We start from the raw sequence: 11,463 nt of genomic DNA, 5'->3' as shown, positions 1-11,463 counted from the left end.
CCTGGATCCCGGTCGCCGACGCGCGCCGCGCCCTGGCGCTGGCCGCCGCCCGCCTCGCGGGCGCGCAGCCCGGGACCGTGGTGGCCGTCACCGGCACTGCCGGCAAGAGTTCGGTGGCCGACTTCGTGCGCCAGATCCTGGCGCGCCTCGGGCGGGACGCCGCGAGCCTCGGCACCGTCGGGATCGTCACGAACCGCGGCGCGCAATACGGCTCGCTGACCACCCCCGACCCGGTATCGCTGCACCGGACGCTGGCGCGTCTCGCCGCCGAGGGCGTCACCGACCTCGCCATGGAGGCCTCGTCCCACGGGATCGAGCAGCGGCGCCTCGACGGCGTGCGCCTCGACGCGGCGGGCTTCACCAATCTCGGCCGGGACCATCTCGACTACCACGCGAGCATCGAGGAGTACCTTGCGGCCAAGCTGCGCCTGTTCACCGACCTGCTGCCGCCGGGCTGTCCGGCGATCGTCAATGCCGACGGCGCCTATGCCGAGCGGGTGATCGCCGTGGCCGAAGGCGCAGGACGCCCGGTCCGCACGGTCGGGCGGGGCGGCCGGGAGCTGCGCGTCGAATCCGTCCGGACGGAGGGCTTCGCGCAGGCGGTGCACCTCCTGTTCGAGGGCCGCGCCCGGGATCTGCGCCTGCCCCTCGTCGGGGAGTTCCAGGTCGAGAACGCCCTGGTGGCGGCCGGCCTCGCCCTGGCCACGCCGGCAGGCGCCGCCGATCCCGACGGCGTGTTCGCGGCCCTCGACCATCTCACCGGCGTCCCCGGCCGCATGGAGCGGATCGGCGAGGCTCGGGGCGGGCTCTGCCTCGTCGACTACGCCCACAAGCCCGAGGCCCTGGAGAGCGTGCTCGCGGCGCTGCGTCCGTTCGCATCGGGCCGGCTGATCGTGGTGTTCGGCTGCGGGGGCGACCGCGACCGCGGCAAGCGGCCGCTGATGGGGGCCATCGCGCAGCGGCTCGCCGATCTCGTCATCGTCACCGACGACAACCCGCGCACCGAGGATCCCGCCGCCATCCGCCGGGCGATCCTCGACGCGGCGCCGGGCGCGGAGGAGATCGGCGACCGCTCCGAAGCGATTCAGAGCGCTGTCGGCCGGCTGGGACCGGGCGACGTGCTGGTCGTGGCCGGCAAGGGCCATGAAACCGGCCAGATCGTGGGGGATCGGACGCTGCCGTTCTCGGACCACGCAGTCCTGCGTGCCGCGATCGCCGCGGCGGCCTGAGGGCGACGGGGGACCGACCATGACCGCACTCTGGACGCGGGAGGAGCTGGAATCCGCGACGGGCGGCCGCCTGACCGGCGCGGAGCGCGCCATCGGCGGTGCCTCGATCGACACGCGCACGCTCCAGCCCGGCGACCTGTTCTTCGCGATCCGCGGCGACACCCGCGACGGCCACGACTTCGTCCCCGACGCCCTGAAGCGCGGGGCCGGGGCCGCCGTGGTGGGCGCAACCCGCGCCGCGGAGCTCGCGTCGCACGGCCCCGTCCTGGCGGTGCCCGAGGCGAGCGCCGACCCGGTGCTCACCGCGATGGTGCGCCTCGGTGCCGCCGCCCGCACCCGGACGCGCGCGCAGGTCGCGGCAGTCACCGGTTCGGTCGGCAAGACCGGGACCAAGGAGGCCTTGCGCCACGTCCTGGCCGAGCAGGGCGAAACCCACGCCTCGGCGGCCTCCTACAACAATCACTGGGGCGTGCCGCTGACCCTGGCGCGGATGCCGCGCACCACGCGCTACGGCGTGTTCGAGATCGGCATGAACCACGGTGCCGAGATCGTGCCGCTGACCGCCCAGGTCCGGCCCGACATCGCGCTGATCACCACGATCGCGCCCGCCCATATCGAGCATTTCGCCTCGCTCGCCGCCATCGCGGACGCCAAGGGCGAGATCTTCTCCGGGCTCCAGCCCGGCGGCATCGCGATCCTCAATCGCGACGTCCAGCATTTCGACCGGCTCGCGGCCCACGCGCAGGCCTCCCCGGCGGGACGGGTGGTGACCTTCGGCGAGCATCCGGATTCCGACGTGCGCGCCCTGAAGATCGTGCTCCGCCCCGACCTGTCGGTGATCGACGCGGTGGTGATGGGCCAGCCCGTCACCTACAAGCTCGGCACGGCCGGCCGGCACGCGGCGCTGAACTCGCTCGGCGTCATGGCGGTGGTCCACAGCCTCGGCGCCGACCTCGCCCGCGCCGCCCTGTCGCTGGGCGGACTGACGCCGCCGGCGGGGCGGGGCGAGCGCACCGCCCTCGAGATCGGCGGCGGACCCGCCTACCTCGTGGACGAGAGCTACAACGCCAATCCCGTCGCGGTCCGGGCGGCGCTGGCGACCCTCGCGGGGATCGAGACCGGCCCCCGCGGCCGCCGCATCGCGGTGCTGGGCGACATGCTGGAACTCGGCGCCGCCGCGGCCGACCTGCATCGCGGCCTCGCGGAGGCGATCGAGGCGGCCCGGATCGACCTCGTCTTCACGGCTGGTCCGCTGATGCGCCACCTGTTCGAGGCCCTGCCGGTGAGCCGCCGCGGTGCGGTGGCCGACACCGCCGCGGACCTGCTCGAATCGCTCGTCCGGAACCTTCGGTCCGGCGATGTCGTGATGGTGAAGGGTTCGAACGGCAGCCGCATGGGCCGGATTGTCGAGGCGCTGAAAGCCCGCTACGCGGTCGATCCGACCCGGCGGACCGAGGCCGTCCCATGACCGGCACGCCCGCGCCTTCGGCGCGACCGGCGCCGACCCCCGAAACCTGAGCCTGAACAAGGGGGCCGAGCGCCCGGATGCTGTACCTTCTCTCGGACCTGAGCAGCGCCTTCACGCCGCTCAACGTCTTCCGCTACATCACCTTCCGCACCGGCGGCGCGCTGTTCACGGCGGGCCTGTTCGTGTTCTGGTTCGGACCCTGGATCATCTCCCTGCTGCGGCTCCGCCAGGGCAAGGGCCAGCCGATCCGCGAGGACGGGCCGCAGACCCATCTTCTGACCAAGCGCGGCACGCCGACCATGGGCGGCCTGATGATCCTGGCCGGCGCTGTCGTGGCGATCCTGCTTTGGGCCAATCCACGCAACCACTACGTGTGGGTGACGCTCACGGTGACGCTCGGCTTCGGCGCGATCGGCTTCTACGACGATTACCTCAAGGTCACGAAGCAGTCGCATAAGGGCTTCTCCGGCAAGTTCCGCCTCGCCCTGGAGGCGTTGATCGCCTTGGCGGCCTGCGTGACCATCGCGGTCTACTCGCCGGCTACGCTCCAGAACCAGCTCGCCTTCCCGGTGTTCAAGGACGCGCTCCTGAACCTCGGCTGGTTCTACCCCCTGTTCGGCGCCTTCGTGATCGTCGGGGCCGGCAACTCCGTCAACATGACCGACGGACTGGACGGACTGGCGATCGTTCCGGTGATGATCGCCTGCGGCACCTTCGGGTTCATCGCCTATCTCGTCGGCAACTCGTTCACCGCCAGCTATCTGCAGGTGAACTACGTCCGCGATACCGGCGAACTCGCCGTGGTCTGCGGCGCGGTGATCGGCGCAGGCCTCGGCTTCCTCTGGTTCAACGCGCCGCCGGCCCAGATCTTTATGGGCGATACCGGCTCCCTGGCTCTCGGCGGCCTGCTGGGCTCGATTGCGGTGGCGACGAAGCACGAAATCGTCCTGGCGATCGTCGGCGGCCTGTTCGTGCTCGAGATGATGTCGGTGATCATCCAGGTCGCCTCGTTCAAGCTCACGGGCAAGCGCGTCTTCCGCATGGCGCCGATCCACCACCATTTCGAGCAGAAGGGCTGGAAGGAGCCGCAGGTCGTGATCCGGTTCTGGATCATCGCGGTGATCCTGGCGATGGCCGGTCTGGCGACGCTGAAGCTGCGCTGAAAATATGTGCTAGAGGGGCGATCCGAGTGGGCGATCCCACGCTCGCCCTCATCCTGAGGTGCAGCCGCGAAGCGGGTGCCTCGAAGGAGGCTTCCAGCCGGCCCCGCGATTTCTGGAACCCTCCGTCGATGTMCGCCGATGCGGACACCTGGGGGTGAGGGCGCGGGTAGGATCGGCCGGGTCCTGCCGCATCCAGAGTTCCGCATGACACCGATCACGACCTTCGCCGACCGCACCGTCGCCCTGTTCGGACTCGGCGGCTCCGGACTCGCCACGGCGCTGGCGTTGAAGGCGGGCGGCGCGGGCGTGTGGGCCTGGGACGACAACGCCGATAGCCTCGCCCGGGCACGGGAGGCCGGGATCGAGACCCAGGACCTGCGCGAGGCCGACTGGTCGGGCTTCGCCGCGCTGGTGCTCAGCCCGGGCGTACCGCTCACGCATCCCGAGCCGCATTGGAGCGTCCGACTCGCCCGGGACGCGGGCGTGGCGATCATCGGCGACATCGAGCTGTTCTGCCGGGAGCGGCGGGCGCACGCCCCGGGGGCGCCGTTCGTGGCGATCACCGGGACCAACGGCAAGTCGACCACGACGGCCCTCATCGCCCACGTCCTCAGCCAGGCGGGACGCGACGTGCAGATGGGCGGCAATATCGGCACCGCGATCCTGTCTCTGGAGCCGCCCGCGGCCGACCGCGTCCACGTGATCGAGATGTCGTCGTTCCAGATCGACCTGACGCCGAGCCTCGATCCGAGCGTCGGCGTGCTGATGAACGTCACCCCCGACCATCTCGACCGCCACGGCACCATGGAGCAGTACGCGGCGATCAAGGAGCGACTGATCCGCGGGGCGGCCCTCGCCGTGGTCGGCGTCGACGACGGCCCGAGCCGGGCGATCGCCGAGCGGCGCGGGACCGACCTCGTGCGCGTCCACGTGCCCCACGGCGAGGTGCTGTGCACCGACGCGCTCACCGTGCGCGACGGCATCGTCCGGGATGCCGACGGCACGGCGCTGGCGGACGTCAACGGCATCGGCTCGCTCCGCGGGGCGCATAACTGGCAGAACGCCGCGGTGGCGGTGGCGGTGGCCCGCGCCCTCGGCCTGTCGCAGGAGCAGATCCAGGCCGGTCTGACGGCCTTCCCCGGTCTGCCGCACCGGATGGAGGAGGTCGGGCGGCGGGGTCCCGTGCTGTTCGTCAACGATTCGAAGGCGACCAATGCGGATTCGACCGAGAAGGCGCTCACCGCCTTCCGGGACATCCACTGGATCCTCGGCGGCAAGGCCAAGGAGGGCGGGATCTTCCCGCTGGTGCCGTATTTCGAGCGGGTCGCCCACGCCTACCTGATCGGCGCGGCCTCCGACGCCTTCGCGGCGACCCTGGAGGGTGCCGTGCCCTATACCCGCTGCGAGACCCTGGAGGTCGCGGTCCCGAAGGCCGCCGAGAACGCGGCCGCCTCGGGCGCACCGGAACCGGTGGTGCTTCTGTCCCCCGCCTGCGCCTCGTACGATCAGTTCCGGAACTTCGAGATCCGCGGCAACCGCTTCCGGGAGCTGGTGCAGGCGCTCCCCTGAATCGCTTCCCGCCTCAGCGCGCCAGCACCTTCGCGGCATCGCGGGTGGTATCGACCGCCTGCGAGACCTCGGCCACCGACTGAACGATCGCCCCGATATTGCCGGTGATCGCCGTGACGGCACCCGCCGCGCTCTGCATGCTCTCGGCGAGGTCGCGGGTCACCGCGCTCTGTTCCTCGATGGCCGCGGCCGTGGCCACGACGGTCTCGCGCATGACCGAGACGGAAGCGCCGATCGAGCCGAGCGCCCCCACGACCTCCTGCGAGACGCGCTGGATGCTGGCGATCTCGCCGTTGATCTGACCGGTGGCGCGGGCGGCCTGATCGGCCAGGGCCTTGACCTCGGAGGCGACGACCGCGAAGCCGCGGCCCGCCTCGCCGGCGCGGGCGGCCTCGATCGTGGCGTTGAGGGCCAGGAGGTTGATCTGGCCGGCGATGTTCTGGATCAGCCCGACGATGCCGGTCATGGCCGTGGCGGTGTCGGCCAGTCGTTTGGTGTGGCCGTCCGCCTCCTGGACACAGGCGTAGGCGGTGTCGGTGGCGCTTTGCGAACGCACGATGCTCTGGGACATCTCGGCCACGGAGGCGGCCAGTTCCTCCGCCGCAGCAGCGACGGTCTGGACATTGCCGGAGGTCGAGTCGGCCGCCGAGGAGGCCAGGGAGGCCGCCTTGGTCGAGTGCCCAACCGCGTGTTCGATCTCGCCGAAGTTCTTGTCGATGAGCGTCCGCAGGTCGGCCAAGAGGCGGACCTGGTCGCTGATGTCGGTGGCGAACTTCACAACCTTGTAGGGCCGCCCAGCCGCGTCGAGGATCGGATTGTAGGAAGCCTGGATCCAGACCTCGCGGCCGCCCTTGCCCAGGCGCCGGAACTGGGCCGCCTGATAGGTGCCGTTCCGCAGCGCCGCCCAGAACGCCCGGTAGGCCTCGCTCTCGCGATAGGCGGGCTCGACGAACAGGCTGTGGTGCTTTCCGACCACCTCGTCGCGGGCGTAGCCCACCGCGGCCAGGAAATTGTCGTTCACCTCGATCACGGTCCCGTCGAGGTCGAAGGCGATCACCGCCTGCGCCTTATGGATCGCCGCGATCTGGCCGGCACGGTCGGCCTCCTCGGTCCGCTGCCGGGTGATGTCGGTTGCGAACTTCACCACCTTGTAGGGCCGACCGCGTGCATCCAGCATCGGGTTGTAGGAGGCCTGGATCCAGATCGGACGTCCGCCGCGGCCCATCCGCTGGAACTGACCGGTTTCGAAAGCGCCGGATCTCAGGCGCTCCCAGAAGGTCCGGTATTCCTGCGAGTCGCGCTGGACCGGATCCATGAACAGGCTGTGGTGCTGGCCGACGATTTCGGGAAGCGTGTACCCGACCACGTCGAGGAAATTGCGGTTCGCCGAGAGGATCTTGCCGGTGAGGTCGAACTCGATCACGCCCTGGACCCGGTCGAGGGCCGCAAGCTTGGCATGCGCTTCGCGGACGTTCAGGGCAGAAAACATGGCGCGTCGGCTTCCGCTGGGCGGATCGGGGGCGGCGACGCCGCTTGCCGGGCGCCCCGCCCCGCTCCGCCGGGGTACATCCGAGAGTTGCACTGAGAAGATTAATATGGAGTATCTTTATACCAGTATTGCATCGACCAATACTGAGCTGCCGCTGCGGACCCGTGCCTGATCGGAGCGCCGGGGTGCGGGACGCATAAGGCTCCGTTTACCATTCCTGCACAGGATCCGGCCCGACCCGCGCGGATCGGCATTCGCGCGGCCTGGAGTCGTTGCCCGGCATGATGTCACGCGCGGAACGCACCCCCCTGACCGACTGGTGGTGGACCGTCGACCGCGGGCTGCTCGCGGCGCTGTTCGCGCTGATGGTGGCCGGCCTCGTCTTCCTCATGGGCGGCGGTCCGCCGGTGGCCGAGCGGATCGGCCTGCCGACCTTCTACTTCCTCAACCGGCAGGCGATGTACCTCGCGCCGACCATCCTGCTGATCTGCGCGGTCTCGTTCCTGTCGCTGCGCGGCATCCGCCGGCTCGCCCTGGTCACCTGGATCTGCGGCGTGGCGCTCTGCCTTCTCGCCGGCAAGTTCGGACCGGAGATCAAGGGCGCGCACCGCTGGATCCAGTTCGGCTCCTTCGGCCTGCAGCCGTCGGAATTCGTGAAGCCGGCCTTCGTGGTGGTGGCCGCCTGGGCGTTCTCGGAGGGCGCCCAACGCCGCGACATGCCCGGCGGCATCCTGGCGCTGCTGCTCCTGCCGATCACCATCGTGCCATTGCTGCTCCAGCCCGATTTCGGCCAGACCATGCTGATAACCATGGTGTGGTGCGCGCTGTTCTTCGTGGCCGGCCTCCACCTGATCTGGGTGGCCGTTCTCGGCGTGCTCGGCCTCGGAGGTGTGTTCGCTGCCTACCTGTTCTTCCACCACGTGCGTGAGCGCTTCAACAAGTTCCTCGACCGGGATTCGGGCGGCGGCTTCCAGGATTTCTGGTCCCGGGAATCCTTCCGCTCGGGCGGCTGGTTCGGCACCGGCCCGGGGGAGGGGGTGGCCAAGCGCCACCTGCCGGATGCGCATACCGACTTCATCTTCTCGGTCACCGGCGAGGAGTTCGGCGTGATCGTCTGCCTGTGCCTTGTGGCCCTGTTCGCGTTCATCGTGCTGCGCGGCCTCAAGCTCGCCCGGCGCACCGACGACACCTTCTCGCGGCTGGCTATCACCGGCCTGACCACGCTGTTCGGCCTCCAGGCCGCCATCAACATGGCGGTGAACACGCAGTTGATGCCCGCCAAAGGCATGACGCTGCCGTTCGTCTCCTACGGCGGCTCGTCGCTGATTTCCCTGGCGCTCGGCACCGGCTTCCTCGTCGCCCTGACCCGCAAGCGCCCCCGGACCGTCATGCTCAGCCAGAAGCCCCCCGGTACCGCGCCGGCCACCGTCGCCGGGGTGATGCGGTGACCGTCTTCACCCCCACGATCTTGCTCTGCGCAGGCGGCACCGGCGGGCACCTGTTCCCGGCCGAGAGCCTCGCACACGCCCTCCGCGCCCGCGGAATCCGTGTGGCGCTCGCCACCGACGCCCGGGTCGACGCGATCGCCTCCGAATTTCCGGCCTCCGAGGTGGTGACCATCGCGTCGGCGACCCCGTCCGGCCGCTCGCCGCTCCAGCGCGCGAGCGCCGTGCTGACGCTCGGACGCGGCTTCGGCGTCGCCGCGAAGGAAATCCGCCGGATCAACCCGGCCGCCATCGTGGGATTCGGCGGCTACCCGACCGTGCCGCCGGTGCTCGCCGGCCAGCTCCTGCGCGTGCCGACGGTGCTGCACGAGCAGAACGCCGTGATGGGCCGGGCCAACGCCTTCCTGGCGCGGGGCGCACGCACCATCGCCACCGGCTTCAAGGTCGTGCGCGGCGTACCCGACAAGGCCAAGGCCCCGCGCATCCACACCGGCAACCCGCTCCGCCCGGCGGTCATCGAGGCGGCGAAGGTCCCGTATCCGGCCTTCGGTCCGGACGCCGTCCTGCGGCTCCTGGTGTTCGGCGGCAGCCAGGGCGCCCGGGTCATGGGCGAGGTCGTGCCCGAGGCGATCGCCCGGCTGCCCGCCGCGCTGCGCGCCCGGCTCCACCTCGTCCAGCAGGTTCGGCCCGAGGATCTGACGGCGGTGCAAAACCGCTACCTCGCCATGGGGCTCGCCGGCATCGAGGCCGCGCCGTTCTTCAAGGACCTGCCGGCCCGCATGGCCGCGAGCCACCTCGTGGTCTCGCGCTCGGGCGCCTCGACGGTCTCGGAGCTGGCGGCGATCGGCCGCCCGGCGATCCTCGTGCCGCTGCCCGGCTCCCTCGATCAGGACCAGGCCGCCAATGCCGCGACCCTCGACGCCATCGGCGCCGCCCGAGCCGTGAAGCAATCCGATTTCACGCCGGAACGCCTCGCCGCGGAACTCACCGCCTGCTTCGCGACGCCGGCAAAATTGACCGCGGCGGCCGATGCGGCCAGAAGCGCCGGCATCCACGACGCCGCCGAGCGGCTGGCCGAGGTCGTCGTCGAGACGGCCGCCCGCACCTGATCCTTAGGGCTCTCGCACCGGCGATCCCGCCACCAGACGGTTCGACCCATGAAGCTGCCCGACAAGCTCGGCCCCATCCACTTCATCGGCATCGGCGGCATCGGCATGTCCGGCATCGCCGAGGTGATGCACAACCTCGGCTACACGGTGCAGGGCTCGGACGCGTCCGACAACGCCAATGTCCGCCGTCTCGCCGAGAAGGGCATGCGCACCTTCGTGGGCCACAACGCCGACAACGTGGCGGAAGCCGCTCTGGTCGTGGTCTCGACGGCGATCCAGCGCGACAATCCCGAGTTGCAGTCCGCCCGCGAGCGCCGGTTGCCGGTGGTGCGGCGGGCCGAGATGCTGGCCGAGCTGATGCGCTTCAAGTCCTGCGTGGCCATCGCGGGCACGCACGGCAAGACCACGACGACCTCGCTGGTCGCGACCCTGCTCGACGCCGGCAACCTCGACCCCACTGTGATCAACGGCGGCATCATCAACGCCTACGGCACCAACGCCCGGATGGGCGCGGGCGAGTGGATGGTGGTGGAGGCCGACGAGTCGGACGGCACCTTCCTGAAGCTGCCGGCCGACGTGGCGATCGTCACCAACATCGACCCGGAGCATCTCGACCATTTCGGCTCGTTCGACGCCATCAAGGACGCGTTCCGGCGCTTCATCGACAACATCCCGTTCTACGGCTTCGCGGTGATGTGCATAGACCACCCGGTGGTGCAGGATCTCGTCGGCCACATCGAGGACCGGCGGATCATCACCTACGGCGAGAACCCGCAGGCCGACGTGCGCCTGATCGACGTAGACCTGCGCGGCGGCCAGAGCCGCTTCCGGGTGATGATCCGGGATCGCCGGCCGGGCTACCGGATGGAGATGGAGGATCTCGTGCTGCCGATGCCCGGCAAGCACAACGCGCTGAACGCCACCGCGGCGCTCGCCGTCGCGCACGAACTCGGCGTGAAGCCCGAGGCGATCCGCAATGCGCTCGCCAGCTTCGGCGGCGTGAAGCGGCGGTTCACGCGCACCGGCGAGTGGAACGGCGCCACGATCTACGACGATTACGGACACCATCCGGTGGAGATCAAGGCGGTGCTCAAGGCGGCCCGCGCCTCCACCGAGCACGGCGTGATCGCCATCGTGCAGCCGCACCGCTACACGCGGCTGCAATCGCTGTTCGACGATTTCTGCACCTGCTTCAACGATGCCGACACGGTCATCGTCGCGCCGGTCTACGCCGCGGGCGAGCAGCCGATCGAGGGCTTCGACCGCGACAGTCTCGTCGCCGGCCTGCGCTCCCGCGGCCACCGCGACGCCCGGGCGCTGGAAAGGCCTGAGGAACTCGCCGGGATCATCGCGGACCTCGCAAAGCCGGGCGACTACGTGGTGCTCCTCGGTGCCGGCACGATCACCCAGTGGGCCTATGCGCTGCCGGACGAACTCGCCGCGCGGGGGCGGTGAGGGGATGCGCGAAGCCGAGCCGGAACGAGCCCGTTTCCGGCGGCGCTTGCGCGAGACGCAAACCGAGGCGGAGCGCCGCCTCTGGTATCGCTTGCGCGACCGGCGTCTGGCCGGTTTCAAGTTCGTCCGCCAGGAGTCGATCGGCCGATACGTCGCGGATTTCTGCTGCCGAGATCTTCGACTGATCATAGAACTCGACGGCGGCCAGCATGCCGACAGTGAGCATGATCGCGTTCGTGACGCGTGGCTGGCCACGCAGGGTTATCGCGTCCTGCGGTTCTGGAACGCTGAGATCGTGAACAACATCGTCGGTGTCTTGGACACCATCCTGGCCGCGCTTCCCCCCTCTCCCCGCGCGCGGGGAGAGGGCCGCGACGACCCTGTCGTCGGCGCGGCGAGCCCGAAGGGCGAAGGTGAGGGGGCGGCTCCGGTCGAGTCATATCCGGAGCCGCCCCCTCACCCTCGGCTGCCGCCTCGATGCGACGACATCCCAAGTCGGGCTTGCCCGACTTGGGCAACGAAGATCGGATCTCGGG

Annotated in this window: 9 protein-coding genes; 8 read left to right on the top strand and 1 reads right to left on the bottom strand. The window is 70.3% G+C overall.

The window, feature by feature from the left end:
• The 4 genes from AC1DXK_RS28095 to murD all read left to right on the top strand — a co-directional run.
• On the top strand, nt 1–1,229 hold a 1,229-nt coding region (locus tag AC1DXK_RS28095; RefSeq protein WP_477299530.1), incomplete at its 5' end, for a UDP-N-acetylmuramoyl-L-alanyl-D-glutamate--2,6-diaminopimelate ligase.
• Between the two features lie 19 nt (nt 1,230–1,248).
• Nucleotides 1,249–2,697, top strand: coding sequence for a UDP-N-acetylmuramoylalanyl-D-glutamyl-2,6-diaminopimelate--D-alanyl-D-alanine ligase (locus AC1DXK_RS28090; protein WP_457104941.1), 1,449 nt, complete (start codon nt 1,249–1,251; stop codon nt 2,695–2,697).
• A gap of 77 nt (nt 2,698–2,774) precedes the next feature.
• Entirely contained in the window at nt 2,775–3,860 is a 1,086-nt protein-coding gene (mraY, locus tag AC1DXK_RS28085) for a phospho-N-acetylmuramoyl-pentapeptide-transferase (protein ID WP_457104940.1), read from the top strand.
• Between the two features lie 204 nt (nt 3,861–4,064).
• Nucleotides 4,065–5,429, top strand: coding sequence for a UDP-N-acetylmuramoyl-L-alanine--D-glutamate ligase (murD, locus tag AC1DXK_RS28080; protein ID WP_457104939.1), 1,365 nt, complete (start codon nt 4,065–4,067; stop codon nt 5,427–5,429).
• A 13-nt stretch (nt 5,430–5,442) separates the two neighbouring features.
• On the opposite strand, the gene AC1DXK_RS28075 is transcribed toward murD, so the two are convergent.
• Entirely contained in the window at nt 5,443–6,918 is a 1,476-nt protein-coding gene (locus tag AC1DXK_RS28075; protein WP_457104938.1) for a methyl-accepting chemotaxis protein, read from the bottom strand.
• Between the two features lie 281 nt (nt 6,919–7,199).
• On the opposite strand from AC1DXK_RS28075, the gene AC1DXK_RS28070 reads away from it, so the two are divergent.
• The 4 genes from AC1DXK_RS28070 to AC1DXK_RS28055 all read left to right on the top strand — a co-directional run.
• Complete coding sequence (locus tag AC1DXK_RS28070; protein WP_457104937.1) at nt 7,200–8,366, top strand: FtsW/RodA/SpoVE family cell cycle protein; 1,167 nt, start codon at nt 7,200–7,202, stop codon at nt 8,364–8,366.
• The gene (gene murG, locus AC1DXK_RS28065; RefSeq protein WP_457104936.1) at nt 8,363–9,472 is read left to right on the top strand and encodes an undecaprenyldiphospho-muramoylpentapeptide beta-N-acetylglucosaminyltransferase; all 1,110 of its coding nucleotides are present in this window, start codon (nt 8,363–8,365) and stop codon (nt 9,470–9,472) included. The genes AC1DXK_RS28070 and murG overlap by 4 nt, the downstream gene beginning before the upstream one ends.
• A gap of 48 nt (nt 9,473–9,520) precedes the next feature.
• Nucleotides 9,521–10,927 carry a UDP-N-acetylmuramate--L-alanine ligase gene (murC, locus tag AC1DXK_RS28060; RefSeq protein WP_457104935.1) on the top strand — a complete coding sequence of 469 codons (1,407 nt, stop codon included), beginning with the start codon at nt 9,521–9,523 and terminating at the stop codon, nt 10,925–10,927.
• A 4-nt stretch (nt 10,928–10,931) separates the two neighbouring features.
• A partial coding sequence (locus tag AC1DXK_RS28055) for an endonuclease domain-containing protein (RefSeq protein ID WP_477299529.1) occupies nt 10,932–11,463 on the top strand: 532 nt, incomplete at its 3' end.

This window comes from Methylobacterium sp. P3_A11 (assembly GCF_056403155.1).
This window is presented reverse-complemented; position numbering and strand designations above follow the sequence as displayed.

Excerpts from the sequence above, each read along its gene's own strand:
- murD (WP_457104939.1), top strand. The coding sequence starts at position 4,065 with ATGACACCGATCACGACCTTCGCCGACCGCACCGTCGCCCTGTTCGGA.
- murC (WP_457104935.1), top strand. The coding sequence starts at position 9,521 with ATGAAGCTGCCCGACAAGCTCGGCCCCATCCACTTCATCGGCATCGGC.
- AC1DXK_RS28090 (WP_457104941.1), top strand. The coding sequence starts at position 1,249 with ATGACCGCACTCTGGACGCGGGAGGAGCTGGAATCCGCGACGGGCGGC.
- AC1DXK_RS28075 (WP_457104938.1), bottom strand. The coding sequence starts at position 6,918 with ATGTTTTCTGCCCTGAACGTCCGCGAAGCGCATGCCAAGCTTGCGGCC.
- AC1DXK_RS28070 (WP_457104937.1), top strand. The coding sequence starts at position 7,200 with ATGATGTCACGCGCGGAACGCACCCCCCTGACCGACTGGTGGTGGACC.
- mraY (WP_457104940.1), top strand. The coding sequence starts at position 2,775 with ATGCTGTACCTTCTCTCGGACCTGAGCAGCGCCTTCACGCCGCTCAAC.